Origin of the sequence: Streptomyces melanogenes, assembly GCF_014649795.1 — a bacterium.
In the GTDB taxonomy this organism is placed as follows: Bacteria; Actinomycetota; Actinomycetes; order Streptomycetales; family Streptomycetaceae; genus Streptomyces; species Streptomyces noboritoensis.
Window position 1 is genome coordinate 338,564 of record NZ_BMTS01000004.1, and the last position, 26,561, is coordinate 365,124.

Sequence of the window (26,561 nt, forward strand, 5' to 3'; positions counted from 1 at the left end):
AGCGGGCGGCACCGCCCCGGGTCAAACAGCCACCCGGGGCCGGGCCACGACGCGGGCGGAACAGGCCACGCGTCACTCGACGGCGACGCCCATGCCGGTCCGCAGCTTGGTGAGGATCCGGCGCAGGATGCGCGAGACCTGCATCTGGGAGACGCCGAGCGCCTCACCGATCTCCGACTGGGTGCGCTCCTCCACGAACCGCAGGTGCACGACGAAACGCTCGCGCTCGGTCAGCGTGTCCATCGCGGGCGCGAGGGCCTGGAAGTCCTCGACCAGCTCCATGGCCGGGTCCTCGCAGCCGATGACGTCGGCGAGCGCGGCCTCCCCCTCCTCCTCGTTGCCGGACAGGGCGGCGTCGAGGGACGAGGAGTGGTAGCCGTTGGCGGCCAGCTGGGCCTCCAGGACCTCCTCCTCGCTGATGTCCATCAGCGCGGCCAGTTCCTTGACGGTCGGGGAGCGGTCAAGCCGGCTCTCCAGCTCGGCCCGGGCCTTGCCCAGCTCCGTGCGGCGCTCCTGCAGTCGGCGCGGGACGTGCACGGCCCAGGTGGTGTCGCGGAAGAAGCGCTTCATCTCGCCGACGACATAGGGCACGGCGAAGGTGGCGAACTGCGTCTCGCGGGACAGCTCGAACCGGTCGATCGCCTTGATCAGCCCGATCATGCCCACCTGGACGACGTCCTCGATCTCGTCCGCGTACTGGCGAAAGCGCCGCGCGGCGAAGCGCACGAGCGACATGTTCATCTCGATCAGGGTGTTGCGGGCGTACTGATGGGCGGGGGTTCCCTCCTCCAGTACCGCGAGCTGTTCGAAGAAGAGGCGTGACAATTCCCGGGCGTCACGTGGGGCGAGCCTGTCGGGGCACTCGACCAAAGGCAGTTCGGGTGCCACCTGGCTCCGCTGTCCCACCGTGGTGCCGACCTCGACCGTCGTCATGATCTCTCCTTGGATCGACCTGTACAGCTTCCAACGCGTTCCGAACGCGAAGAGCGTGTACCCGCGAACTCACTTCGCACACGGCCCTGTTTCGAAGGGGCCGAAATGCGGTTGGGGGCGGGCCGCGCCCCTTGTCGGCCCGGTGCTCGTCTGCGGGCCGTCCCCAACTGGTCGCGCAGTTCCCCGCGCCCCTAATTGCGCCCCTTCGGGCCGCCCAGGGGATCCACCGAACCTGCCGCGCCTGCACCAGAGTTGCGCTCCCAGCGAGCACGAGGAGACTGGGCCGCGAGCAGACGAGCGGGGCTCACCAGGACTCCGACACCTCGGCCTGGTGCCGCTCCCCTGCACCCGCCGCCGCCCGGATGCGCAGGGCGGCGAGCGGCAGGATCAGCACGGACAGGATGGCCGCGCCGACGAGCGCCGCGCCCTCGCGGGTGTCGAGCGTGCCGTCGTCGATGCCGATGGTGGTGATGGCGACGACGAGGGGCAGACAGGTCGCGCAGTACAGGGCGAGGGCGGTGCGGTCGCGGCGCGCGAGGTCGTTCGGCGCGAGGAGGAGGGCGGGGGCGCCGCGTACGAGCAGGAAGAGGACGAGGAAGGCGGGGACCAGGGCGAGGGGGCGGCCGCCGTGGAGGAGGGCGGACAGGTCGAATTCGATGCCGGTGACGATGAAGAAGATCGGTACGAGGAAGCCGAAGCCCATTGCCTCGACCTTGCCGAGGATGTCACCGCTGTGGTCGGGCGCCGCGCCGACGAGGACGAGCCGCGTGAGCAGCCCGGCGGCGAACGCGCCGAGCAGGGAGTCGAGTCCGAAGGCGGCCGAGAGCCCGAGCATGCAGGCGAGCAGCAGCATGACGAAGCGGACGGCGAACTGGCCGCTGCTGTGCAGGGTCCTGGCGATGATCCGGGAGAACCAGGGCGGGCGCGGCCGCAGGGCCCAGAAGACGGCCGCCGCGGTCACGCCGGCGAACGCGATCAGCACGACCCCGGCCCGCCCGGGCCCGCGCCCGCTGAGCAGCACGGCCATCGCGATGATCGGGCCGAACTCGCCGACCGCGCCGAAGGCCATCACCACGGTGCCGAAGCGCCCGCGCAGACTGCCGGAGTCGCGCAGGATGGGCAGGACGGCCCCGAGGGCGGTGCTGGTGAGCGCGGTGCCGATGACGAAGCTCTTGTCGGCCGCGCCGCCGGTGAGCGCGAAGGCGATGCCGAGGGCCAGGCCGAGCGTGACCAGCCAGGCCCACACCGACCGGCGCAGGGTGTCCCCGCGCACCGCGCCGAAGTCGATCTCGTACCCCGCCAGGAAGATCAGCATGGAAAGACCGAGGTGCGACAGCACGTCGATGAGCTGGTCCTTCCGGGCCCAGTCCAGGATGTCGGGGCCGATGAGGACGCCGAGCAGGATCTCGAAGACGGCGACCGGTACGGGAGCCCAGCGGCCGACGGCGTATGCGATCAGGGGCGCGAGGACCGCGATGGCCATGATCAGGATGAGCGTCCCGGTGTGCGACATGGCTCGTATCTAGCACAAAGACAGCCAAAATCCCCCAATACCCCGCGCCCCTTGGTCAGGCGAACATGGCCGCGTGGTCGGCCGCCCACCGTGCGAACGGCAGCGGCGGCCGTCCCAGGATCCGCCGCGCGGTACCGGTCGCCGGGGATCCGCCCCGGGCCGCGGCGACGATGAACTGCACAATCGAGGCGGCGGCCGCGGGCGACCCGAACCGCTCGAACTCCCGCTGGGCCCGCGCCTCGGTGAGCTCCTCGATCCGGACCGGCCGTCCGGCGGCCTCGCCGATCAGCTCGACCTGGCGGCGCTGCGACATCAGCTCGCCGCCCGTCAGCAGATCGCTGACCCCGCTCTCCGCGCGGCCGGTCAGCGCGGCGACCGCCGCTGCGGCCACATCGCGCTCGTGGATCGGCGCGGTGGCCGCCTCCGGGTGCAGCATCCGGGCCACGCCCTCCGCGCGGATCGAGTACGACCAGGCCAGCGCGTTGTTCGCGAGGACGAGCGGACGGATCGGGGTCCAGCGCAGACCGGAGGCGGCGAGCACCCGCTCCATCGCGCGGTGCTCCTCGGCGATCGCGTTGCCGTGCGCGTACGGCAGGAGCACGCTCCCGGAGGAGAGGACCACCACGTGCTCGACGCCCGCCGCGCGGGCGGCGACGGCGAAGTCGGCCAGGCCCGCCGTGGCGTACACGAACACCTTCCGTACGCCGTCCAACGCGGCCGGGAGCGTCTGCGGCCTGGTGAGGTCGGCCGCGACGACGGGGACGCCGGCGGGCAGGTCCGCGGTCTCCGGGGTGCGTGCGGACGCCCGGACCGGCTCGCCCAGGGCGAGGAGCTGGTCGAGGACCTGTCGTCCGACGCTTCCGCGAGCCCCGATCACCAGCGTGGTCATGTGCGCCCTCCTGGGGTGCCGTGTCGTCCCGGTCGTCCTGGTTCTATCCGACATGGTCGGGGAAGTCAGAACGGGCTTGTCGGGCCAGACGGTCATAAAATGCTGTTACCGACCAGTCTGCTTCCGAGGGAGGCCTCGATGCGAGCGACCGAGGGTGACCAGCTGGTGCAGCACGGCAGGGTCGTGGGCCAGCACGACAAGACGGGCGAGATCGTCCAGGTGCTGGGGGAGAACGGGGCGCCGCCCTACCGGGTCCGCTTCCCGGACGGCCATGAGTCGATCATGGCGCCGGGCCCCGACTGCGCGGTGCGGTCGGAGGGAGCGTCAAGGAAGGAGCGGTGGTAGCCAGGTTGTGGGCGCTGTCTTGAAATCGCCCCTGACAAACCCCACTTGAAGGATTTTCTCGTACGCCAGTTCCCCCGCTCGGGAACCTTTCCGTGCACGAACATGTCATCCATGGGAAGGTGTCGATCTCCCTGGAGTGACGGGTGGGACACCAGGGGTGGACGAGTCGAGGGGGCACGCCTGTGGGCGGGGAGCATGGTGTCGATCTGAGTGGCAGTGGAGCGGAGCCGCTCGCGCCGGACGACCCACGGCAGATCGGCTCGTTCCCGCTGGTCGGAAGGCTCGGTTCCGGTGGCATGGGGCGGGTGTACCTCGGGGTGGCCTCGGGCCGTTACACCGCCGTCAAGCAGGTCCTGCCGATCCTTGCCGAGGACCAGGACTTCCTGCGGCACTTCGGGCACGAACTCGACAACCTGGGCAGGCTGCCCACCGGTGTCAGCGCGTCGCTGCTCGCCACCGACCGCACCGCGCGGCCGCCGTGGTTCGCCACCGAGTACGTACCCGGACTCACGCTGGACGCGGCGGTCGAGCTGCACGGCGGGTCACTGCCGCGCGAGGCGCTCTGGCGGCTGCTGGGGGACGCCGCGTCCGCCCTGCACGCCGTGCATTCCCGGGAGATCGTCCACCGGGACCTCAAGCCCTCCAACGTGATGCTCACCCTGGACGGCCTCACCCTGATCGACTTCGGGATCGCGCGGGCCGCGGACCAGAGCAGGCTGACCCAGACCGGCATGGTCATCGGGACGCTCGCCTACATGGCACCCGAACAGGCCGCGGGCAGCGTCCGGTTGACCGGCGCCGCCGATGTGTTCTCCCTCGGCTGTCTGGTCGTGTACGCGGCGACGGGACGGCCGCCGTTCGGGGAGGGCGCCGGACACGCCCAGCTGTACCGCATCGTGCACGAGGAGCCCGACCTCGAACCGGTGCGCCGTATCGACGCCGAGCTGGCGGACCTGCTCGAAACCTGTCTGGCGAAGAACCCCGCGGCCCGGCCCGCCGCGTCCGACCTGGCCGACCTCGCCCGCGAGAAGGCACCGTCCGTGGACGCGGCGTGGCCGTCGGCCATCGCCGAGCGGCTGTCCGAGCGGGCCGCGTTCGCCGCGAAGGTGCCCGACCTCGCCGAGTTCACCCGGTCGACGGTCAACCTCCGTCCCGCCGCCGCACCGGAAGTGGGCGTGGTGCAGGACGCGCCCGCCGCCAAGAAGCCGCGCGAGCGCCGCCCCCGCGTGCTGCTCGCGGTGGTCCCGGCCGTGGTCGTCGTGAGCGGCACGGTCATCGGCGTCAGCCTGATGCCGTACGGCTCCGACACGCGCGGCGCGGACCGGCCCGCCACCGGGGCGTCGTCCCCCGCCGCGCACTCCGCCGGGCAGCGCGGGGGAGCGCCTTCGGCGCAGCCGAACCGCTCGGGCACGCCGTCGTCGCCCGCCGCCAGTGCCTCCTCGGGCCCGTCGGGCGCGGCCTCCTCGGGACCTTCCGGAGCTTCCGGCACCACCGCCGCACCCCCGGGATCCGGCCCGCGCCCGGGCGGCGGGGCGGGTGGTGCCGGCTCCGGCTCGGGTGGCTCGGGCGGCGGCACACCGGCCGGAGGCGGCACCCGCACCAACCGCCCCCCGGCGGACCCGCCCGCCCAGAGCGGTGGCGCGGCGATCGGCTCAGCGGGCACCTACCGCGTCAAGAACGTCTCCAACAGCCAGTGCCTGAGCGCCGGCGGCACCGGCGCCTCGTACGGACCCTGCGAGTCCACCGCGTCGTACGCGTGGACCTTCAAGTACGCCTCCGACGGCACCTTCCAGCTGGTCAACCGGGGCAGCGGCTACTGCCTCGTGGGCGGCAGCGACTTCGGCGGGGGCGGCGGTTTCACCGGCTACGCCACCACCTTCCCCTGCGGCCAGACCGCCGGCGGCCAGCACTGGCGGATCGGCACCCGCACGTCGTCCGGCAGCACCATCAAGAACACGTCGAGCGGTGACTGCCTCGAAGTGGGCAGCAACGGCGCGATGGTGACCCCGTGCGACGCCACCCAGCACGCCCAGCTGTGGGTCAACGGCGGGGCCGCCTCGTGAGGTCCGGCCGAATCGGGGGGAGCGTGCGGGGGAAGAGTCCCCGGCGTGACTGACTCCACGCTCTGGATCTCGTCGTTGACCGCCGGTACGGCCGTGCTCGCCAGCTGGGTCACCAGCCGCGGCACGGCCCGCGCCGCCCAGATCCAGGCCGCCGCCACCGAGCGCACCCAGCGCACCATCCGGATCAGCGAGGCACGGCGGTCGGCCTATGTGAGCCTGATCGAGCAGGCACACAAGATGGCGGAGCTGTACTGGACGGTGTCGGACATCCACAAGTCGGGCGGCAGCCGCGCCGAACAACTCCCCGCGCTGAAGGAGGTGCAGGCCAGCCTGAGGGTGGAGTACGGCAGACTCCGACACTTCATATGGGTGATCAACCTGGAGGGGCCGGACAACGTGGCCGCGGCCGCCGAGACGCTCAGGCTCTCGACTCGGCCTCCGCACCGGGCACTTGGCGCGTCGATCGAGGGCGAGCCGGACGCCGTCGCGCTGTTCGACCAGTGCTACGACCCCTTCTGGGAGTCGGTCCTGGCCTTCGTCTCCGCCGCTCGCACGGCGGTGCACGACTTGTAGAGGGGCGCTATTGCAGGTGCGCCCTGACCTCGTCCGCCAGGAGCCGTGCCGTGTCGTTCGTGGGGGCGACCAGGCGGGTACGGGTCAGGGCGAAGGACAGGCCGCGGGCGCGGTCCGCGAAGGCGATGCTGCCGCCGCTGCCGTGGTGGCCGAACGAGGTGAGTTCCCCGGCCATTTCGGGCAGGCCCAGGAAGTAGCCGAGCCCCTTGGCGTGCCGGGCGCGCAGCACCCGGTCCTTGCCGCTGACGGCCACCGCGGTCGCGAGCTTCACACGGGCGCGGGGCAGCAGGCGTACGCCGTCCACCTCGCCGAGCAGCGCCGCGTACAGCCGCGCGGCGGCCCGGGCGGTGGTGGTGCCGCCCGCGGGCAGGTCCGCGAGGAGGAAGTCGCGGCGGTTGGCCAGCTCGGCGACCGTCCATACGCCGGGGTTCGGCGCGACCAGCGCACGGAAGGGCGCCGTCGGCGGCAACGACGCCAGCCAGGCACCCCAGCCGCCCTCCACCAGCGGTGCCGTGCGCGGCAGTTCGGCCTCGGGCAGGCCGAAGAACAGCTCGTCCGCAATGCCGAGCGGCTCGGTGACATAGGTGCGCAGGGCCTCGGCGGGGGTGAGTCCGGTGACGCGGCGCACGGTCTCGCCCAGGATCCAGCCGAAGGTCCAGCCGTGGTAGCCGCTGTCGGTGCCGGGCTCCCACAGCGGCTCCTGCTCCGCCACGACGGCGCACATGGTGTCCCAGTCGCACAGCTCGGCCGGGGTGAGGGCGACCGGCAGCTGCGGTACGCCCGCCGTGTGGGTCAGGGCGTGGCGTACGGTCACGCGCTCCTTGCCGTGGGCGGCGAACTCGGGCCAGTAGTGGGCGATCGGGGTGTCGTAGTCGATCAGCCCGCGCTCGGCGAGGACATGCACGAGCGTGGTGGTGAAGCCCTTGCCGGTGGAGAAGCCGTGGATCAGTGTGGCGGGGCCGAGCGGGCGGCCGTCCGGCGAACCGGCCGTACCCGCGCACGCGTCGACGACGAGCTGGCCGTCCGCGTAGACGGCGACCTGGAGCCCGCTCTCCGCCCCGGACCCGACGAGCGTGCCGAGGACCGCCTCGACCCGCGCCTGCACCTTCGCGTTCACGCCGGTACCCACCCCCGCATCATGACAGCGCCCCCACCCGGCCGCTCGCCGGTGGGGCCGGAGAAAAGGGTGGGACTTCGCGGCGGCCGCGGGCTACCCTCCCCGGATGCCTCAACTCACCGGTGACGAACCCCTGCCCGGTCGTTCGCGCGCGCTGTGGCGCGACCGCGACTTCGACGTTTTCTGGGCCGCGCAGACCCTCTCCGTCGTCGGTGACTCGTTCGCCCTGATCGCCCTGCCGCTGCTCGTGCTGCACGCGACGGGCTCGGTCGCGCAGATGGGCCTGCTGACCGGCGCCGCGGGCGCGGCCGCGGTCGTCGCGGGGGTGTTCGCCGGGGTCGTGGTCGACCGCCTCGACCGTAGGAAGCTGCTGATCGCGTGCGACCTCGTCCGCCTGGTGCTCTACGCGCTGATACCGCTGGTGTGGGCGTTCGGCCCGCAGATCTGGCTGCTGTACGTGGTGCTTCCGCTGGCCGAGGCCGTCGGGATGCTGTTCTCCGTCACGTATGTCACCGTCGTACGGGCGCTGGTGCCGGGCGACCGGATCACCGAGGCCAACGGCAGGCTGAACGCGACGGCAGCGGCGGCCGGTGTCGTGGGGCCGCTGCTCGCGGGTGTGGTGGCGGCCTGGGTGGGCCCGGCGGCGGCCGTCGCCGTGGACGCCGTGAGCTTCGGGGTGTCGGCGGTCTGTCTGAGCCTCGTCCGGTTCAAGGGCCGGGCCGAGCCGTCCGGTGACGCGGTGCGGGAGCCGCGACGGGAGTCGATCGGCAAGGAGTTCGCCGCCGGGGTGTCGTTCCTGCGGCGGCATCCGGTGCTGCGGAGCCTGACCGTTCTGCTGTCGGTCTTCAGCTTCCTGACGCTCGGCCTCAACGACCTGATCATCTATCACCTCAAGCACGACCTCGGCCAGGGCGACGGAGCGGTCGGCACCGTCTTCGCCGTCGGCGCCCTGGGCACGGTCGTCGGCGCGCTGCTGGTCGCCCGGATCCGCCACCGGCTCGGCTTCGGCGCGACCTGGATCAGCGGCGTCGCGGTCTGCGGGCTCGCCCTGGCGGCGATCGGCTCGGCCGGGAGCGTGGCGGGCATCGCGGCCCTGACCGCCGCGTTCCTCGGCTGCGTCAGTGTGTCCGGGACCTGCTCGATGTCGCTGCGGCAGGAAGTGACCCCGGACCATCTGCTGGGCCGGGTCACCTCCGCCTTCTGGACCATCCACTACTCGGCGGCCCCCATCGGCGCGGCCGTCCTCACCTGGGCCGCGCAGCGGTACGGCACCGGGTCGGTGTGCCTGGTCGCCGGGGCGTGCTGTCTGCTCACCGGGGTGCTGGCGCTGTTCACCCCGGTCCGCGCGCGCCGCCCCGAACAGGCCGGACCGGTCGCGGGCGGCCCCGCCCTGAGCGGGCCTGGCCAGGAGTCGGCCCGTAGTGGATCATGTCGGGATGACTGATCCACTTCCCCTGGCGCCGTTCGCCGCGGTGCGGCTGGCCGGGTACACGAAGGCCGACCAGAGCGAGATCCTGGGCGAGGGCGCCGACCCCTTCGGTGTCGCGGACGCCGGTCTGACCTGGCTGCCCAAGGAGGACCACTTCGGCGTCCGCCACGAGGGACGGCTGGTGGCCCACACGGGGCTGCTGTCGCTGCCGATGTCGGTCGGCGGGGTCGACGTGGAGGTGATGGGCGTCGGCGGGGTGGCCGTGGCCCCCGATCTGCGCGGGCACGGCCTGGCCCGGCTGGTCGTCGGCGCGGCCCTGGACCACGCGCGCACCAGGGGGCCGAGGCACGCTCTCCTGTTCTGCCGGCCGCCGCTCGTCGAGCTCTACCGGCGGCTCGGCTGGCGCACCCTGGAGCGGGACGTCGAAGTGGGGCAGCCGGACGGCCCCGTCGTCATGCCGCTGCGGACCATGTGGATCCCGCTGCACGACGACGAGCCCTGGCCCGACGGCCCGGTGAGGCTGCTCTCCTACCCGATGTGAGCGGCCGGGTCAGCCCTGCCGGGGGTCGGGCTTGAGGATGGCGAAGGGGGCGCCGTGCGGGTCGGCGAGCCAGGCGATCCGGCCGACGTCCGGCACGTCCGCCGCGGGCATGAGGACCGAGCCGCCGTTCGTCTGCGCCCGCTCGGTCGTGGCGTCCGCGTCGGCCACGCAGAAGTACGGGATCCAGCGCGGCTCCATGCCCTCCTGGAGCGGGGCGAGGCCGCCGAACGAGGCGTCCTGCTGGTCGCCGTCGGCGGCGGACAGCACGGTGTACGTCATGCCGGGCGCCTCCATCTCCTGCGAGCGCCAGCCGAACAGGGAGCGGTAGAAGGACAGCGCGGCCGGTACGTCACTGGCGTGCAGTTCGGCCCAGAGCAGTGTGTTCTCCTCGGACGTCGCCTCCAGGCCCTTGGTGGCGGCGGGCTGCCAGACGGAGAACTCGGCGCCGCCCGGGTCGGTCAGACACGCCATCCGGCCCGCTTCCATGACGTCGAAGGGCGCCACCCGCACGGTCCCGCCCGCCTGCTCGACCGCCTTGGCGGTGGCGTCCGCGTCCGGTGTCTGGAAGTACACCGTCCAGGCCGGGCTGGCGCCCTCCTCGGTGAGCGGACCCAGGGCGGCGACCGTCTTGCCGTCCTTCTGGAAGAAGCCGTACCCGCCGGCCTCGGGGCCCGCGGACTGGAAGTCCCACCCGAAGACACCGCCGTAGAAGGTCGCGGAGGCCTCCGTGTCGGGGCTGCCGAGGTCGAGCCAGTTGGGTGCGCCGGTGACGAAGTCGGTACTGAGCATGGTTGCGTGCCTGCCTTTCGCGGATCTGGCCGTGAGGGCGGGGAGTCCGCGGCCGGGCCGGTGTCCTCCCGTGGGCGAACCAGCCCATAACGGATCGTAGTGACAGGGCTGCGCATGGGGGATGCGGAACGGCGGAACGGGTGACGTACGGAAGGACGCGGCCCGGCCGCGCGCGGGCGTGCGGGCCGCTCACCACCGTCGCGGGCTCGGCCTTCAGCGGCGGGACGCTGCGGCCCGCCGCGCGCCGAAACGCCACGTCCGGCTCGTCCTGCCGCCCTCGCGCCGCCGCTCCCCGAGGTGGTGGAAGCCGCGTCCCATACGGCGGCCGAGCAGCAGATAGCCCAGCAGCGCCCCGGACGTGTTGAGCAGCACGTCGTCCACGTCGAACGCGCGCCCCTCGACGAGCGCCCCCTGCGCCAGCTCGATGAAGACCATCACGACGACCGTGTAGAGCAGCACCCGCACCGCCCGCAGCCGTCGGCGCACCAGCACCGGCAGGATCAGCCCGAAGGGCACGCCGAGCAGCAGATTGCCGCCCACCTGACGGCAGGCGGCGAGGAAGGTGTAGTCGTCGGCGTACTGGCGCAGCGAGTGCCCCGGCCGCAGGTTGGACCCCGCGAGGTCGCGCGACGCGGGCGACGGGGTGAGGGTGACCTCGGCGAGGACGACGGAGAACGCCACCAGCGCGGCGATCGCCACCACCATGATCAGAATCCGAACGGCCATGACCCGCCTGGCAGTTCGCGCCCTGGCCCGCTCGGCTTGAGTGGTCATGCCGTGCGGATTCCCCGTAACGCCGACGGTACGCCCCGGGTCACGCCAGCAGGGTGAGCACCCCCGGCAGTACGCGCGCGGTGACCGGCAGGACCGCCTCGACCTCTCCGTCCGCCCCGTACGGCAGCGGGCGGTCCGCCTCGATGCGCACTTCGCGGCCGCGCAGGATCTCCACCTGCGGCCGGTGGACGTGGCTGCCGTCCTCCAGCTCCTTCATGACCTTGAAGAACAGGCGGCGGGGGGAGTCGTTGAGGACGACCACGTCGAGCAGTCCGTCGTCGACCGCCGCCCCGGGCGCGATGTGCCGTCCGAAGCCGTAGAAGCCGGAGTTGGCGGCGATGACGGTGTAGCCGCTGCGCTCATGGACCGTGCCGTCGATCGTGACGCGGTAGTGGGCGGTGCGCCAGCCGAGCACCGCGCGCAGGCCGCCCATGTAGTACGAGGCGGCGCCGCGCAGCAGCCGGGAGGCGTTGGCGTGCCGGTTGGCCACCGCGTCGACCCCGGCGTAGACGCTGCCGAGGACGGCGACCTTGTCGTGCACGGCCGACTCGACCTCGATGGCGTCGACCTTCCTTGGCTCGCCGCGCAGCAGCAGCTCGGCCAGCGCGGCGGGCTCGGAGGGCAGCCCGAGCGCGCGGGCGAAGTCGTTGCCGCGCCCGGCCGGCACGATGCCCACGAGGGCGTCGGTACCGGCCAGGGCGCCCGCCACGCACCCCGCCATGCCGTCGCCGCCGACCCCGAGCACCACGCGGCCCTGTTCGGCGGCCCGGCGGGCCAGGGTGCGGGCGTGATCGAGGCCGCGGCTGTACTCGACCTCCAGCTCCGCACCCCCCTCGCGCAGCAGCCGGGCCAGCGGGATCAGGGCGGCGGCGCCCTGTGACCCGCCCGCGGTGGGGTTGACGACGGCCGTGAACTGTCGCATGGCTACGCTCCGATGGGCGACGACGGTGTTGCTTGCGGGCGGGGGACGCGGGTGCTGCGCGCGGTCAGACGGTGGGCAGCGGCGGCAGCAGGATGCCGGGGTTCAGGATGCCCGCCGGGTCGAGCCGGTCCTTGACCGCGTGCAGGACCTCGACGCCGAGCGGGCCGATCTCCCGGGCGTACCAGTCGCGGTGGTCGGTGCCGACGCCGTGGTGGTGGCTGATGGTGCCGCCCGCGGCGAGGATGGCGTCGTTGGCCGCCCGCTTGGCCGGGGCCCAGTGTGCCACCGGGTCCTTGCCCTGGGCGCTGACCACCGTGAAGTAGAGCGAGGCGCCCGCCGGGTAGACGTGCGAGACGTGGCACATCACCAGCGGCGGGGTGCCCGCGTCGGTGAGGGACCGGGTGAGGGCGGTGCGCACGGCGTCGTACAGGGCCGGGATGTCGGACCAGAAGGCGGCCGTCTCCAGGGTCTCGGCGAAGGCGCCGGCGTCCAGGAGCGCGTCGCGCAGATAGGGCGCGTTGTAGCGGCCGTGGGCCCAGCCGGTGCCCGGGTCCTCGCCCAGCGGCTCGCCCTGCGCCGCGCTCAGTGCGGTGTGCACGCGCGCCTTGCGGTGGGCGACCTCGTCGGCGGTGCCCTCGTACCCGACGATCGCCAGGCAGCCCGCGTCGGAGGAGAGGGAGCCGCCGATGGCGTCCGGCTTGGCGAGGCCGATCATGGTCTCGGTCTCGTCGGACAGCCGCAGCACGGTGGGCATCGGCCCGTCCTGGGCGAGCGTGCGCAGTGCGGCCTGGCCCTGGGCGAAGGACGGGAAGCGCCAGCCCTCGTAGACCTTGGCGTCGGCCGTGGGGTGGATCCGTACGGTCACCGAGGTGATCACGCCGAAGGCTCCCTCGGAGCCGAGGACGAGCTGGCGCAGGTCCGGTCCGGCGGCCGAGCGCGGGGCCCGGCCGAGGTCCAGGGTGCCGCGCGGGGTGGCCACCTGAAGGGCCGTCACCATGTCGTCGAAGCGCCCGAAGCCCGCGGAGGCCTGGCCGCTGGAGCGGGCGGCCGCGAACCCGCCGACCGTCGCCCACTCGAAGGACTGGGGGAAGTGGCCGAGCGTGTAGCCCCGTTCGGCCAGCAGCGCCTCCACCTCGGGGCCGCGCAGCCCGGGCTGGAGGGTGGCGGTGCGGGAGACCTCGTCGAGGGCGACCAGGCGGTTCATCCGGCGCAGGTCGAGCGCCACGAAGGCGGTGTGGCCCTGCGGCGCCAGTCCGCCGACGACGGAGGTGCCGCCGCCGAAGGGGACGACGGCGACGCGGTGCTCGGTGCAGGCCGCGAGAACGGCCAGGACCTCGTCGTGGTCGGCGGGCAGCACCACGGCGTCCGGTGCGTCAGTGACCTCACCGGCCCGGATGCGCAGCAGGTCGGGGGTGGACTTGCCGCGGGTGTGGCGGACCCGGGTCTCGTCGTCGCCGCGCACGTGCGCCTCGCCGACCGCGGCCTCCAGGGCGGCCCTGGCCTCCCCGGTCAGCCGCGAGAGGCGGGGCTCGATGGCCGCGAGGGCCGTCGCCGGGGCGTCCGCCGGGCGCACCCCCAGCAGGTCCCGCAGCAGGCCCACCACTTCTTCGGGCAGTGGCGCCGCCTTGGCCGGATCGCCCCAGCCGCTCCACAGCATGTCCAGCGAACCCACCTGATCACCCGCTTCGTCGCGCAGTTGTTCCGGTCCCACGGCGTGGGGGGCGGCTTGCCGTCGCCCGTTCCGTCGTTACACTGTGACAGATGAAGCCCATTCGTCACAACCGTCGGGACGACGAGGCGGTGCTCGACGCCGCCCGGGACTGCGTTCTCGCGGTCGGCGTCCGCCGGACGACCCTCACCGACGTCGCCCGCCGGGCCGGGGTCTCCCGCATGACCATCTACCGGCGCTGGCCCGACGTGCGCACCCTGGTGGGCGACGTCATGACACGGGAGTGGGTGTCCGTCACCCTCGGGGACACACCCACCACCGACACCACCCGCCCCGTGCGCGAGCAGTTGGTCGACGGGCTCGTGGCGGGGCTGCGCGCCTTCCGGTCCCATCCGCTGCTGTGCAAGATCCTCGACGTCGACCCGGAACTGCTGCTGCCGTACCTCTTCGACCGGCGCGGCGCCAGCCAGGACGCGCTGCTCGCCTTCGTCCAGGAGGCCCTGGAGCAGGGGCACAAGGACGGTTCCGTCCGCGCCGACCACCCGCTGCGCCAGACCAGGTCGCTCTTCCTGGTGATCCAGTCCTTCGCGCTCTCGCTGCAGACCATGACGGACGCGGCGGACCCCGAACTCGCCGACGAAGCGTTCTACGACGAGCTCCGGCACATCCTCGAGAGGACCCTCGCCCCATGAGCCGTACCGAACCCCGCTCGGACTTCTCCCTCACCGCCGCCCGCCGCGCCCGCGAACTGGACGAACTGGCCGCCGGGACGACCGTCGACGTCCTGGTCGTCGGCCTCGGCGCGACCGGCGCCGGAGCCGCCCTGGACGCCGCCTCGCGCGGTCTGTCCGTCGCCGCGATCGACGCGTACGACCTGGCCTTCGGCACCTCCCGCTGGAGCTCCAAGCTCATCCACGGCGGACTGCGCTACCTGGCCTCCGGGCAGCTCGGCGTCGCGCACGAGAGCGCGGTGGAGCGCGGGGTGCTGATGGAGCGCACCGCCCCCCACCTGGTGCGCGCCCAGCCGTTCGTGCTGCCCCTCACCTCGCTGACCTCCCGGCGCAACGCGGCGCTGGCGCAGGCCGGGCTGCGCGCCGGCGACCTGCTGCGCGTCTCGGCGGGCACCGCACGGCGCACCCTGCCGGGACCGCGCCGCCTCTCGGCCGTCGAGACCCTGCGGTCCGCGCCCGGGCTGCGTACGCACGGCCTGTACGGCGGACTGCTCTCCTGGGACGGTCAACTGGCCGACGACGCCCGCCTGGTGACCGCCATCGCCCGCACCGCCGCCGGACACGGGGCCCGCGTCCTCACCCGGACCCGCGCCCTGTCCGTCACCGGCTCCGGCGCCCTCGTACGCGACGAGCTGACCGGGCAGGAGCTGACCATCCGGGCCCGCGCGGTCGTCAACGCCACCGGCGTCTGGGCGGACCAGCTGGTCGACGGCGTCAAGCTGCGCCCCTCGCGCGGCACCCACCTGGTGCTGCGCGGCAGCACCCTGCCCGGCCTCACCGCCGGGCTGCACATCCCCGTACCCGGCGAGACCAACCGCTTCGTCCTGGTCCTGCCGCAAGGGGACGGCCGGGTGTACGTGGGGCTCACCGACGAGCCCGTCGACGGGCCGCTCCAGGACGAGCCCACGCCCCCCGAGTCCGACATCGGCTTCCTGCTCGACGTCCTCAACACCGCCCTGGACACACCCGTCCACCGCGACGACGTGGTGGGCGCCTTCGCCGGGCTGCGGCCGCTGCTCGACGACGACGGCTCGGGCAGCCGCACCTCCGACATCTCGCGGCGGCACGCGGTGCTGACGTCGAGCGAGGGGGTCGTGACCATCGTCGGCGGCAAGCTGACCACCTACCGGCGGATGGCCCAGGACGCCCTCGACGCCGCACTGGCCGCCCGGGGCATGACGGCGGCGCCCTGCCGCACCGCACGCCTGCCCCTGGTCGGCGCCGCCGCGCCCGCGGAGCTCGCCGCCCTGCCGGTACCCCGCAGACTGCTCGCCCGGTACGGCACCGAGGCCACCGCCCTGCACGCGCTCGGCGAGTCCGACCCCCGGCTGCGCGAACCGGTGGCCGACGGTGTGGAGACCACCCGGGCCGAACTGTGGTGGGCGATCAGGCACGAGGGCGCGCTCGACGAGTCCGACCTCCTCGACCGCCGCACCCGCGTCGGCCTGGTGCCCGCCGACCGGGCCGCGGCCCTCGACGCGGCACGCGAGGCACTCGACGCGGCGGCACACGAGTCCGCCGGATCCTGAGCTTCGCCGGGTCCTGGGCGGCGGGGCGGACGCGGTCGGCCCCGTGTGCTTCCCCGAGCTCACCGGGCCGCCCGGAAAGTGCCTGGTCACGGGCGTCTTCCCGGGCTCCGGACCGGAGTAGAGTGGACCTGCCGGGAGCCTTTCGTGCACCCGCTCCCAGGTGGGTGCCGTTTCCGGCGATCGAGACATCGGGCTGTCGTCGACGAGCCCGGAGGCGGGTTCGCGCCATGACCACGACCATCGACCTCACAGCACCTCACGCGCTCGCCCCACCGGTTCCCGCCCGTCTGTCGCTCACCCCGCGCAGCGCGCTGCCCGGGCAGTTGGACGGTGCCTGGTGGCCCGCGTCCCGCGACCTGGCCGTCGAGCTCGTGGGGCTGGCCCGGGCCCTGGACGGGGCGCGGGGGCGGATCACCCGCGTCATCGTGAACCCCGCCCGCTGGCCCGTGATCCCGCACAAGGTTCCCGTCGCCGGGCACACCGTGCACGTGGGCTGGTTCACCGAGCAGGACCCCGACAAGGTGATCCTGCTCTGCGGTACCGTCGCCCGCTGGGACCTGCTGGTGGTGCCGCCCGCGACCTCTCCGGCCGGCGCGGCCCGGCTGATGTCCGCCGCCGCGATCCCGGGAAGCGTCCTCACGGCGGGCGCGCTGATGGCCGCCGAAGCCGTCATCGGCCGGATACGGGAGGCACCGGGCGGGGACACCCCGCACCCCGGACCCGACGCACGACGCCGGGAAGACGCCTGGGAGTCCGAGGGCGGGGCCTGTATGTCGCCCTACGGTCACCCCATCGGCGGCCCCTCCGCACACGTCTGGAGGTGAGGAACATGGTGACCGTCCTCCTCGTCGTCGCCATCCTCCTCATGATCGGCATCGGCATGCGCCTGATCCATCTGCTCAACGCGCAGCACGACGCGCGGATCGCGTCGTACCAGTTCGGCGCCACCCTGCCGGCCTTCCGCAGGCGCAGCCACAAGCACCACCGGCGGGCACACCGCCGCTGAGCCGTCGACCGACGGGACCAAGTCGCGTTGAACACCGCCGAGCCCCTGCCTTAGGCGCGAGGGGCGTGGGCCCCGGGCGTGGGCCGGATGGAGCAGTGTGAAGGCGTGAAGCGGCACGGCGTCTGATGCTGGGTCAGGGGAAACGGGCGAGCCGGACCCGGCCGCCGTCATGCCTTCAGGAGGTACCCACGTGGCCGCACAACGCCGTGCCCGTCTGCCGCTGGCTGTCGCCGCTCTGCTCGCCGCCGCCTCGGCCGGTGCACTCGTCCCGTCCGCGCAGGCCGTACAGACACCGCCGCCGCAGGACCGGGCGCTGCAACGAGGACTTGAGCAACTCGTGGGCGCGGTCGGCGGACCGCCCGGTGTCATCGCCGTACTCAAACGAGGCGACCACGCCGACGTCTACCGGGCCGGGGTCGCCGACACCGAGACCGGGCGGCCACCGCGCCCCATCGATCACATGCGTCTCGCCAGCGTGTCCAAGGCGTACAGCGCGGCCGTGGCCCTGCGGCTGGTCGACCAGGGGCGGCTGTCGCTGGACACCACCATCGGCAGACGGCTGCCGCAACTGCCCGCCGCATGGCACAAGGTGACACTTCGTCAGCTGCTCAACCATACCAGCGGACTTCCCGACTTCACCACTTCCGCCGAGTTCCGCAGGATCCTCGGTGAGGACCCCCACCACGTCTTCGACTCGCGCAAGCTGCTCGACTTCGCCGCCGGGCAGCCGCTCGCCTTCCGGCCGGGCTCGCGCTACCAGTACTCCAACTCCGACAACATCGCCGTCGCGCTCATGGCCGAGGCCGCCACCGGCCACCGCTACGAGGACCTGCTCAAGCACCTCGTGTACCGCCCGCTGGGCCTGCGGCAGACCAGCCTGCCGCAGGGTTTCCGGCTGCCCGAGCCGTATCTGCACGGCTATGCGGTCGACCCGCCCGCCCCGCCGGAGGACGTCACCGAGCTCTTCGGCTCCTCGGGCCTGTGGGCGTCCGGAGCCGTCGTGGCGACCCCGAAGGACCTCGGCCGGTTCATCCGCGGCCACGCCGGAGGAACGCTGCTCTCGCCGCACACCCGCAAGGAGCAGGTGACGTTCGTCCCCGGCGGCGCGTCCGAACCGGCGGGCCCGGGCGCCAACTCGGCCGGACTGGGGATCTTCCGTTACGCCACCCGCTGCGGTGTGCTCTACGGCCACACCGGCAACACCGCCGGATACACCCAGCTGGCCGCCGCGACACCGGACGGCAGGAGGTCCCTGACCTTCTCGATCACGACCCAGACCAGCAAGAGCATCAAGCCCGCGCTCCTGGCGCAAGTGCGCAAGGTGCAGGAGGACTTCGCGTGCGCGCTGCTGCGCCGCTGAGGTGGGGATATCCCCACCGCGGCCGACCGGCTCGCCGGATGTTCCCGACCGCGTCGGAACGGCCACCATGAGTACATGATCACGCAGTTCAGGAAGACCGCGGCGCTCGTCGCCGGACTGTGCGCGCTCGGCGCGCTCACCACCACCGGCGCGGCGGGCGCCGCGGAACGGCCCGGCCCCGAAGGTATCTGGCAGGTCGACGACTACGGGACGGTGCTCGCCGTACACGGCGGGGTCCTGGACACCTACCAGGTGACGTCCGTCAGCTGTCTGAAGGGCGTCGTGGGCACCCGCGACAAGGACACACCGGCGCGGTACGCCATGGCGGACGGCGATGTGTACACCCTCCGCGCCGGGGCGCGGGCGAAGCTGCACATCGACGGGTCACCGGGGGACCGCTCCCTGCGGCGGCTCACCGCGCTGCCTGACACCTGCCGCGCACCGCAGCCCGGCGCGTTCGACGTCTTCTGGCAGACGTTCCAGGAGAACTACCCCTTCTTCGCCGCCAAGGGGATCGACTGGAAGGAGGTGCGCGAGCGCCACCGGCCGCGCGCCGAGGCGGCGCGCACCGACGCCGAGCTCTACGGCATCCTCACCGAGATGGTCGCGCCGCTGCACGACGCCCATGTCGTCGTCTCCGCCGACAAGACCGGCTTCTTCGGCATGACCCGCCCCGGCACGGTCGTTCCCGGCCCCGGCCTCGACACCAAGGTCAGGGCGTTCGTGGAGCGCCGCGACCTGAAGGGGCGGTCGCTGCGGCCGTACGCCAACGGCCGGATCGGATACGCCGACGTGCCCGCGCCGGGCGGCGGAAGCTACGGCTATCTGCGGCTGTCCGCGTTCAGCGGCTACAGCGAGGCGAACACCTACGCGGCCAACCGCGCCGAACTCGACCGCGCCCTCGACGCGATCCTCACCCCCGACCGGGTGCACCGGCTGCGCGGGCTGATCCTCGACGTACGGGTCAACGGCGGCGGCTCCGACAGCCTCGGTCTCGACCTCGCGGCCCGCCTCACCGACCGCCCGTACTTCGCCTACGCCAAGCGCACCCGCCACACCGACCCCCAGCCGCAGCACGTCCGCCCGGCCGCCGCCACGCGCTACTCCGGGCCGGTCGCGCTGCTCACCGGAGGGTCGACGTTCAGCGCGGGGGAGACGTTCACCCAGGCCATGATGGAGCGGCCCGCGCCGACGACGCGGATCGGGGAGCCCACCCAGGGCGTCTTCTCCGACGTGATGGAGCGCGCACTGCCGGGCGAGGGCCACAAGAAGTGGTGGTTCGGCCTGCCCAACGAGGAGTTCCTGACCCGCGACGGCAGGACGACGTTCGACGGGGTCGGGGTGCCGCCTCTGCTGCCCGAACCCGTCTTCACGGACGAGGAGTTCGCCCATGACCGGGATGCGGCGTTCGACCGTGCGGTGAGGTGGCTGGGGGAGCGGGGCCGCTGAACAGTGGACCCCGGCGCTCTTCCGAGTGCCGGGGTCCGGTCGGCCTTAGGAGGCGTCCCGTACCGTCCCGGTGAACTCCGGGCCGGGGCGCGGCTCCCAGCTCGAGTCGTACGTGATCAGACGCGCGCGCAGCCATTCCACGGGCTCATTGAGTCCGTCCTTGACGGTGGGCACGGACACCTCGGCGCTCACCTTGCCTGCGGGCACGGTGACCGAGAGGGAGGGGTCGTCCACCACCTTGGAGAGCGGCCGGGCCGGAGCGGAGGTCGCGTCGAAGGTGTCCTTGAGCCACTGCGGGGTGACGTCCAGGGTGGACAACTCCGCGCCCTTGTCGACCGGCAGTAGGGCGAAGTCGGCCATGACGTCCGCGTCGGCGACCGCCGACAGGGAGAACCGCCAGGTCAGCGGCTGGCCCTCGACCACATGGTCCGCGACGGGTGTGACCGTGACCGTGGGCTTCGGGTCGTCGTCCCGCGCGGTGACCCCACCGCGGTGCGAGCCGACCACCGTGCCGCGCACCGCCTTGACGAACGCGTCCTGTACGAGGTCGTAGCCATAGCGGGTGTTGCCGCGCACCACCACCGGCACGTCGATGTCATGGCCGCCCGGGCGGACCGTGACCGTGCGGACGGTGACGTTCTCCGTGCCCGGCTGGGGCACGAACAGCCGGACCTGGCCGCTGCCGTGGCCGGAGACCCGTACCGGGACGCGGTAGGTGCGCGTACCGGAGTCGCCTTCCTTCACCGTCAGCCGGCCGATGTCGACGCGGGTCAGCGCGGGTGCGTGCACGGCCGGGGTGCCGGGCTTCCAGCCCGAGGCGTCCATCAGCCACGCCTGGCCGCTCTTGGTGCGCGGGGTCAGCTCCAGAGCCCTGACCCGCTTCAGGTCGAGCCCGGTGCGGGCGGCGGCGGACAGCGGCATACGGACCTCACGCGCCCAGTACGAGGCGGTGCGCCCGGTGCCCGGCAGCCCGTCGACGCGCGCCCGGCCGAGGGTCGCCCGGTGGCCCGAGGCGTCGACGAGGGTGACGTCCAGCTGGGTGCCGGTGGTGTTGGGCGGGACGATCACCCGTAGCGCCAGCGCTTCGTTGCCCGCCAGGGAGACCGGACGCGCGGGCCGCACGGTGAGCGGCGAACCCGCCCGCGACCAGCGCATGGCCACCGCGTCGCGGCCGGGCTCCTTCGCCGTCTCCCACGAGGCGAAGTGCGGCGACGCCCCCGCGGTGTCGCGCGGCAGACAGGCGCGGGCCGGATCGGGGTCGACCTGGGCGCACACCCGGCCGCCCGACACGGCGAGGTCGGGGCCCGGCAGGAACGCCGGGGTGCGGTGGGCGCCGACCGCGTGGGACAGCACCCGGGCGGGGTCCGCCGAGGGCGCGCGGCGGCCGGAGCCGTCCAGGAGCGGGCGCACCCGGTCGTCGCCCGCGACGAACAGCCGGGCCGCCGCCGCGATGTAGGTGGCGCCCGCGGTCTGCTGCCGCGTGGCCGTCAGCCGGGTCCTGGTGCCCGGTGCGCAGATCCGGTCGGGGGTGTCGTCGGAGGAGAAGTCGTCGTCGGCGGGCGCCTTCGACTGGCCCGGAGTCCACTCGCTGTTGAAGAAGTTGTGGTTGGCGCCGACCATGTACACCGCGCTGTGCAGCGCGGCGCCGCGGCTGACTCCGCGTGTGCCGTCGACGTATATCTCGCCCTGCAGATCGGATACATCGCCGTCGCAGCCCGGCAGGACGGTCAGCGAGGGCACGTCGGGGGCGGGGTTCTGGCCGAAGACCGTCGGGCCGATCAGGACCGTGCCCCGGATGTTCCAGCGGACCGGACCGCGATAGCCGTCCTGGTCGGCGGGCGGCGCGTAGAGGCTGTCGAGGGCCGCCCGGTTGACGCCCTCGCCGCCCCGGGAGTGGCCGACGAGCAGCACACGGGACGGGTCCGCCGGGGCGACGGCGCGCACGGTGGCCGGTGCGCCGGACCGCTTCGCGGCCCACTGCGCCCAGCGGGCCAGATGCTGCCGGACCAGGGACGAACGGGCCTGGGCGCCGCCGTCGTCGAGCACGCCGTCCTGCCCGTTGATGCCGTTGGCGGCGATCGACACCGTCACATAGCCCTGCGAGGCCAGCAGCTGCTGGGCGCGCAGATACCCGTCCTGGCTCGGCACCGGCAGCGCACCGGGCTTGCACGGCCACTCGCCGCCGTCGTCGCCGGTGGTGGTGAAGCAGGTGTAGTGGCGGCCGTGCAGGAACAGCGCCAGCGGGCGCTTGCCCGGGGCGTTGGTCGGCCCCACCACGGTGCCGAGCATCTCCACCGGAGCCTTGAGACCCGGCAGCCGCACCGGGTCGAGGGTGTACGAGCCCCGGGCCGTGCGGTACGGACCCGGCACTCCGGGATCCACCTCGTTCGCGGGGAGCGGGGCCTCCGCCTGCGGGGCGGCGGGGGCGAGACCGGTCGGCGGGGGCGTGGTGCGTCCGGCCCCGGCCCCGGCCCCCGTCCCGGCCGCGTCGAGGCGGCGGCCGCCGGCCAGCACCTTCAGGTCGGCGGCCGACCCGATCCGCGTGCCGTCGAGCGGCAGGTGGAAGGAGCGCCGGTCCTGGGCGGGGACCGGCAGTCCGAGGAGGCGGTCACCGGCGCGGAACTCGACCCGGGCGTCGCCCACGGGCACCGGGTCGGGAGAGGTCCAGGTCAGCTGCCGGGCGGCGCCGGTGCCGGAGATACGCCAGCCCGGCGGCAAGCGGTCGTCGTCGGCGGTCTTGGACAGGGGGTTCGCTAAGGGGCGGGCGGACGGTTGCGCCTGGGCGAGCTCCGGTGACACAGCCGCCAGCGTGAGCACCGCCAGCGTGGCGGTCACGATGCGTTTCACACGTATCAAAGTGGTCGTCCTCGTCGTCGTTCTCGTCGGGGCGCCCCGGGCGAGGCCGAGGGCCCTTCGTCGTCCGGAGGACGGCAACGGGTGGGCGGGGGTTGCCCCGTGGTGCGCGGCGCGCCGTGAGCATGGCCGGAACCTGGCGCGGTGGCGGATACCGACCGCTGGACCAGGAGCTTGCCGAAACGGCAAGAAGAGTTGCCCCCTGGGGCGACCGGTCGCACGGTGCAGGTATGAACGCGATGGAGAAGAACCGCAGTGAACTGGATGTCGTGGTGGTCGGCGGCGGTGTCGCCGGGCTGTCGGGCGCGCTGACGCTCGTGCGGTCGCGCAGGTCCGTGGTGGTCGTGGACTCCGGCGAACCGCGCAACGCACCCGCGGCCGCCGCCCACGGACTGCTGTCCCGCGACGGCATACCGCCCCTGGAACTACTGAAGGCGGGCCGCGAGGAGGTGGCGGGCTACGGCGGCCGGATCGTCTCCGACCGTGCGGTGGCCGCGCGGCCGGTGGACGGCGGCTTCGTCGTCGAGACCGAGGGCGGGAGCAGCTTCACCGCCCGGCGGTTGCTGGTGACGACGGGGCTGGCGGACGAGCTGCCCGCGATTCACGGACTGCGCGAGCGGTGGGGGCGCGATGTGCTGCACTGCCCGTACTGCCACGGCTGGGAGGTGCGCGACCTGCCCATAGGTGTGCTGGCCACCGGCCCCGCCTCGATGCACCAGGCGCTGCTGTTCCGGCAGTTGTCGCCCCGGGTCACGTACTTCCCGCACACCGAGCCCGGCCCGGACCCGGAGCAGTCGGAGCGGCTGGCGGCGCTCGGGATCGCCGTCGCCGAGGGGGAGGTGGCCGGTCTCGACGTCGAGGACGACCGGCTGGCGGCCGTACGGCTGTCCTCGGGTGTACGGGTGCCCGTGTCGGCACTGGCGGTCGCCCCGCGCTTGGTCGCCCGGGGAGGTGTGCTGTCCGGCCTGGGGCTCACCGCGGTGGAGCACCCCATGGGTGTGGGGATGTACGTGGAGTCGGACGACAGCGGACTCACCGGTGTGCCCGGGGTGTGGGTGGCGGGCAACGTCACCGACCTCATGGCCGGCGTTCCGGCCGCCGCGGCCGCAGGGGTGCGGGCCGCGGCGGCCATGAACGCGGATCTGGTGGCCACCGACGCCGACGCGGCGGTGGCGGCTTACCGGAAGTCGGCCCCCGGGGTCGCGGACGCGCGCTGACGGGATTGGTTCTCTTTCGACTGGGGACCGCGCGTGGTTGGTGGCGCAGTTCCATGCATCACGGCTCCTCGCGCCCTTTCGGGTGGTCAGCCCCGGCGCCCGCCAGCCCCCTTCGTCCCCGGTTCGTCCGCGTCCAGCACCGACACGGCGTGGGCCGCCGAGGCCAGCGTCACATGGCGGTGCCAGCCCGCGTAGGAGCGGCCGGTGAAGTCCCGGATGCCGAGGCGGTCCGTGGTCTCGCGGAAGTCGTGGTCGGCGCGGCGGACGAGGCGGCTCAGCCGCATCAGGGTGGGCAGCCGGGTCTCCGTCATATCGGTGAGCCACAGTTCCACCGGCCCCTGGCGGCGGCTCTCCGCCACACCGAGGAGGGCCAGTTCGCCCGGCCCGGCCAACTGCCGTACGGCGGGCGAGGGGCGGACGCCGATCTTGGTGGTCAGATGCATCGGCCGTCCGCTCTCGGGACCGCGCCCCGGCAGCGGGGCCGGGCGCATCCGGTCACGGGCGGCGGTCATGATCTGGATGGCCTGCTGGACCTCCGGCGTCCGCCCCTGCAACGCGGGGTCGGTCACGGTGAGCTGGACCGCGCCGTTGATCCGGGCGAGGAAGGGGACCCCGGCGGCCCGGAAGGACGCGATGGTGGAGGCCAGGTCCATGTGCCGGGCGTCCAGCACGACCGGCCGCCGGGGCAGCCCCCAGCCGCTCGCCGTCTCCACGGCCGCCTCGACCGCCCAGTCGCCCAGAGTGAGGTCGCCGAGGTCGTCGGGGATGGACGCCTGGCGGCGCCGGATGCGGTCGTTGAGCCAGGAGGGCGAGAGGTGCAGCCGCCAGTTGAGGGGCACGCTCATCCTCTCGGTGGCGGACCAGACGCCCACCGCCTGCTGGGCGTTGACCAGCTGGCCCAGCTCGGAGACGAACTGCCGGTCCACCCCCACCGAGTTCTCGCCGGTCTTCGGAATGACCATGGGCCGCACCACATACGCCATCGGCGGGTCCAGCTGGGTGATGTGACGGGCGAGGGAGCGGCGCACCGGGACCCAGTCCCAGGTCGAGTCGCTGACGAAGTGGTGGAGGCTCTGCTCGGTGGCCGAACCACCCAGCAGGGCCGCCATGTTGCGTATCGAACGGCGCCCCTTCGCGCCGAGCAGACCCCGCAGGTACGCGACGCCCCTCAGCCGCTGGTCGCTGCGCCGCAGGGAGGCGAACAGCACCGTGCTCACCTCGGTGAGCACCCGCTCGTCCCAGGTCGCGGATGAGCCTGATTGGTGGGAGTCGTCGTCGGACGGGCAGTTCTCTAGTATCTGGGCAACGGCATTCATGAGTCCCCCGTGGACCTTGGAATGAGTGGGAGGAAGGGCTCGCCCAGTCCGGCGGGCCACTTGATTCCGGATCCAACGATGCTCGTCGCGCACTCGCGTGCCAAGGTAGAGGGGGCACCCTCTGACCGCCCCGAGGAGAGGGGTAACCTCCCTCTCACCGCTTCCAATCTTCCGGCCCCGACTTCTTGCCGGAGACAACCATCACACGCGGGGATCCGAGGTGGTGGCGGACACCACGGGGAACGGCATGGTCCGGCAAAGGGCAGGGCGGCCGACCGGTTTGTTCTCCTGAATCCCCTGGTCAGAGAGCCGTCTTGGACGTGTTCGAGGGCGGCGGACATGTGGTCCGGCCACACAGAACGCACCGTGACGGACGCAGGATCGGGCACTGCACGCTGCTACCGGCGGTACGGCCAGCGCGCTCAGCGTACGCCCGCACCCTCGGCGAGAAACACCCTGCTGCATACACAGAAACGCCCGGCCGCGAAGACCGTGGAGGTCTTCGCGGCCGGGCGTGGCGGCGGTGGGTGGTGGCTCAGGCCGAGCGGGCTCCGCTGTGGGCGAGCAGGTCGAGCGAGAGCAGCGGGGCGGTCCTGGTGGGCGCGTCGATCACCGGGTCGCAGGCCAGCACCGCCTGGTGCAGCCGGTTCATCCGGGGGGACGGTTCGAGCCCGAGCTCGTCGCCCAGCATCCTGCGCAGCCGCTGGACGACCTCCAGCGCCTGGGTGCGCCGCCCGGAACGGCTCAGCGCCAGCATGAACTGGGCGTGCAGATTCTCGTGCGTGGGATACAGCGCGCACAGCGCGCTCAGTTCACCGAGAAGATCATGGTGCCTGCCGAGCCGGAGATCGGCGTCGATGCGCTGTTCCTGGACGCTGATCCGGGTTTCCTCCAGACCCGCCAGATGAATACGCAGAACGGGCCCCGCCTGGACGTCGGAGAGCGCCGATCCCTCCCACAGCCCCAGGGCCGTGGAGAGCAGTTCGGAAGCGACGGCGTCGTTCTTGCCGAGTTCCGCCCTGCCCTGGCGCACGAGATCGTGGAAGAGATTGACGTCGAGTTCCTCGGGGCGGACAGCGAGCAGATATCCGCCGTCCCTGGTCTGCAGCAATTCGCGCGCCGCCTTGAGGCTGCCGATGCGCGGCACCCGCTTCAGGATGCGCCTGAGCTGCAGAACGTACGACTGGAGCGTGGAAAGCCCGGTATCCGGGGGACTTTCTCCCCACAGTTCCTCGATACAGGTCCCGACGGTGACGACTTGATTGGCGTTGAAGACGAGCAGCGCGAGGAGCTGACGCTGTTTGGGTGCGGTGGGGGCGTAATCGTGACCGTTTTCACGCACCCGCAGCGAACCGAGCACCGAGAATTCCATGACGACCTCTCGCTTGTTTCCCCGAATTGACGAAACCGGTGACGACCGGTGGCGCCGTTGTTCAGCGAGACTATCCCCGGGGCCCGGGTGGCTCTCCCAGGAGAGTTCAGGATCCGTCAACTCGCTCCATCGCGGCCCCCCATCGGGAGTTCAGTCAGCCTCCCTCGGGAT

At 72.9% G+C, this 26,561-nt stretch carries 23 protein-coding genes; 12 read left to right on the forward strand and 11 right to left on the reverse strand.

Going from position 1 to position 26,561, the window contains the following annotated elements:
• Nucleotides 1-72: 72 nt before the first annotated feature.
• From IE252_RS11625 to IE252_RS11635, 3 genes are all read right to left on the reverse strand, one after another.
• Nucleotides 73-933, reverse strand: a complete 861-nt coding sequence (locus tag IE252_RS11625; protein ID WP_190089277.1) for a SigB/SigF/SigG family RNA polymerase sigma factor — start codon at nucleotides 931-933, stop codon at nucleotides 73-75.
• Between the two features lie 304 nt (nucleotides 934-1,237).
• On the reverse strand, nucleotides 1,238-2,446 hold the full coding sequence (locus tag IE252_RS11630; RefSeq protein ID WP_190089278.1) for a cation:proton antiporter: 1,209 nt from the start codon (nucleotides 2,444-2,446) through the stop codon (nucleotides 1,238-1,240).
• A gap of 55 nt (nucleotides 2,447-2,501) precedes the next feature.
• Complete coding sequence (locus IE252_RS11635; RefSeq protein WP_190089279.1) at nucleotides 2,502-3,335, reverse strand: NAD(P)H-binding protein; 834 nt, start codon at nucleotides 3,333-3,335, stop codon at nucleotides 2,502-2,504.
• 138 nt (nucleotides 3,336-3,473) lie between these two features.
• Between IE252_RS11635 and IE252_RS11640 the strand changes: the two genes are divergently transcribed.
• The 3 genes from IE252_RS11640 (at nucleotide 3,474) to IE252_RS11650 (ending at nucleotide 6,316) form a co-directional block, all read left to right on the forward strand.
• Entirely contained in the window at nucleotides 3,474-3,680 is a 207-nt protein-coding gene (locus tag IE252_RS11640) for a DUF1918 domain-containing protein (protein WP_190089280.1), read from the forward strand.
• 182 nt (nucleotides 3,681-3,862) lie between these two features.
• Entirely contained in the window at nucleotides 3,863-5,743 is a 1,881-nt protein-coding gene (locus tag IE252_RS11645; protein WP_190089281.1) for a serine/threonine-protein kinase, read from the forward strand.
• Between the two features lie 45 nt (nucleotides 5,744-5,788).
• Nucleotides 5,789-6,316, forward strand: a complete 528-nt coding sequence (locus tag IE252_RS11650; RefSeq protein ID WP_190089282.1) for a hypothetical protein — start codon at nucleotides 5,789-5,791, stop codon at nucleotides 6,314-6,316.
• A gap of 7 nt (nucleotides 6,317-6,323) precedes the next feature.
• Here IE252_RS11650 and IE252_RS11655 read toward each other — a convergent pair whose 3' ends face one another.
• Nucleotides 6,324-7,445 carry a serine hydrolase domain-containing protein gene (locus tag IE252_RS11655; RefSeq protein WP_229848225.1) on the reverse strand — a complete coding sequence of 374 codons (1,122 nt, stop codon included), beginning with the start codon at nucleotides 7,443-7,445 and terminating at the stop codon, nucleotides 6,324-6,326.
• Nucleotides 7,446-7,539: 94 nt separating this feature from the next.
• Between IE252_RS11655 and IE252_RS11660 the strand changes: the two genes are divergently transcribed.
• Nucleotides 7,540-8,877: an MFS transporter gene (locus IE252_RS11660; protein ID WP_190089283.1), complete on the forward strand. Its 1,338-nt coding sequence runs from the start codon at nucleotides 7,540-7,542 to the stop codon at nucleotides 8,875-8,877.
• Nucleotides 8,870-9,403 (forward strand): GNAT family N-acetyltransferase, encoded by a 534-nt coding sequence (locus IE252_RS11665; RefSeq protein ID WP_190089284.1) that lies wholly within the window; start codon nucleotides 8,870-8,872, stop codon nucleotides 9,401-9,403. The genes IE252_RS11660 and IE252_RS11665 overlap by 8 nt, the downstream gene beginning before the upstream one ends.
• A 9-nt stretch (nucleotides 9,404-9,412) precedes the next feature.
• Here the strand turns inward: IE252_RS11665 and IE252_RS11670 are convergent, their stop codons facing one another.
• The 4 genes from IE252_RS11670 to IE252_RS11685 all read right to left on the reverse strand — a co-directional run bounded on the left by IE252_RS11670 (nucleotide 9,413) and on the right by IE252_RS11685 (nucleotide 13,551).
• Nucleotides 9,413-10,192, reverse strand: a complete 780-nt coding sequence (locus IE252_RS11670) for a VOC family protein (RefSeq protein WP_190089285.1) — start codon at nucleotides 10,190-10,192, stop codon at nucleotides 9,413-9,415.
• A gap of 213 nt (nucleotides 10,193-10,405) precedes the next feature.
• Nucleotides 10,406-10,918, reverse strand: coding sequence for a VanZ family protein (locus tag IE252_RS11675; RefSeq protein ID WP_373298543.1), 513 nt, complete (start codon nucleotides 10,916-10,918; stop codon nucleotides 10,406-10,408).
• Nucleotides 10,919-11,006: 88 nt separating this feature from the next.
• On the reverse strand, nucleotides 11,007-11,888 hold the full coding sequence (locus IE252_RS11680) for a diacylglycerol/lipid kinase family protein (protein WP_190089286.1): 882 nt from the start codon (nucleotides 11,886-11,888) through the stop codon (nucleotides 11,007-11,009).
• 64 nt (nucleotides 11,889-11,952) lie between these two features.
• Nucleotides 11,953-13,551, reverse strand: a complete 1,599-nt coding sequence (locus IE252_RS11685) for an FAD-binding oxidoreductase (RefSeq protein WP_190089432.1) — start codon at nucleotides 13,549-13,551, stop codon at nucleotides 11,953-11,955.
• Between the two features lie 98 nt (nucleotides 13,552-13,649).
• Here IE252_RS11685 and IE252_RS11690 point away from each other — a divergent pair, with 98 nt between their 5' ends.
• The 6 genes from IE252_RS11690 (at nucleotide 13,650) to IE252_RS11715 (ending at nucleotide 19,632) form a co-directional block, all read left to right on the forward strand.
• The gene (locus IE252_RS11690) at nucleotides 13,650-14,249 is read left to right on the forward strand and encodes a TetR/AcrR family transcriptional regulator (RefSeq protein ID WP_190089287.1); all 600 of its coding nucleotides are present in this window, start codon (nucleotides 13,650-13,652) and stop codon (nucleotides 14,247-14,249) included.
• Nucleotides 14,246-15,817 (forward strand): glycerol-3-phosphate dehydrogenase/oxidase, encoded by a 1,572-nt coding sequence (locus IE252_RS11695; protein ID WP_190089288.1) that lies wholly within the window; start codon nucleotides 14,246-14,248, stop codon nucleotides 15,815-15,817. The genes IE252_RS11690 and IE252_RS11695 overlap by 4 nt, the downstream gene beginning before the upstream one ends.
• A gap of 227 nt (nucleotides 15,818-16,044) precedes the next feature.
• Nucleotides 16,045-16,641 (forward strand): DUF5994 family protein, encoded by a 597-nt coding sequence (locus IE252_RS11700; RefSeq protein ID WP_190089289.1) that lies wholly within the window; start codon nucleotides 16,045-16,047, stop codon nucleotides 16,639-16,641.
• 5 nt (nucleotides 16,642-16,646) lie between these two features.
• Nucleotides 16,647-16,823 carry a hypothetical protein gene (locus tag IE252_RS11705; RefSeq protein ID WP_190089290.1) on the forward strand — a complete coding sequence of 59 codons (177 nt, stop codon included), beginning with the start codon at nucleotides 16,647-16,649 and terminating at the stop codon, nucleotides 16,821-16,823.
• Nucleotides 16,824-16,992: 169 nt separating this feature from the next.
• Entirely contained in the window at nucleotides 16,993-18,183 is a 1,191-nt protein-coding gene (locus IE252_RS11710; RefSeq protein WP_190089291.1) for a serine hydrolase domain-containing protein, read from the forward strand.
• A 75-nt stretch (nucleotides 18,184-18,258) separates the two neighbouring features.
• A complete protein-coding gene (locus IE252_RS11715; RefSeq protein ID WP_190089292.1) occupies nucleotides 18,259-19,632 on the forward strand; it encodes a S41 family peptidase in 1,374 nt (457 codons plus the stop codon).
• Nucleotides 19,633-19,677: 45 nt separating this feature from the next.
• On the opposite strand, the gene IE252_RS11720 is transcribed toward IE252_RS11715, so the two are convergent.
• Nucleotides 19,678-22,488, reverse strand: coding sequence for an alpha/beta hydrolase family protein (locus IE252_RS11720; RefSeq protein ID WP_190089293.1), 2,811 nt, complete (start codon nucleotides 22,486-22,488; stop codon nucleotides 19,678-19,680).
• A gap of 227 nt (nucleotides 22,489-22,715) precedes the next feature.
• On the opposite strand from IE252_RS11720, the gene IE252_RS11725 reads away from it, so the two are divergent.
• A complete protein-coding gene (locus IE252_RS11725) occupies nucleotides 22,716-23,702 on the forward strand; it encodes an NAD(P)/FAD-dependent oxidoreductase (protein WP_229848227.1) in 987 nt (328 codons plus the stop codon).
• 86 nt (nucleotides 23,703-23,788) lie between these two features.
• Here IE252_RS11725 and IE252_RS11730 read toward each other — a convergent pair whose 3' ends face one another.
• Both IE252_RS11730 and IE252_RS11735 read right to left on the reverse strand, forming a co-directional pair.
• Nucleotides 23,789-25,018 carry an IS701 family transposase gene (locus tag IE252_RS11730; protein ID WP_229848229.1) on the reverse strand — a complete coding sequence of 410 codons (1,230 nt, stop codon included), beginning with the start codon at nucleotides 25,016-25,018 and terminating at the stop codon, nucleotides 23,789-23,791.
• A gap of 535 nt (nucleotides 25,019-25,553) precedes the next feature.
• On the reverse strand, nucleotides 25,554-26,390 hold the full coding sequence (locus IE252_RS11735; protein WP_190089294.1) for an AfsR/SARP family transcriptional regulator: 837 nt from the start codon (nucleotides 26,388-26,390) through the stop codon (nucleotides 25,554-25,556).
• Nucleotides 26,391-26,561: the final 171 nt, after the last annotated feature.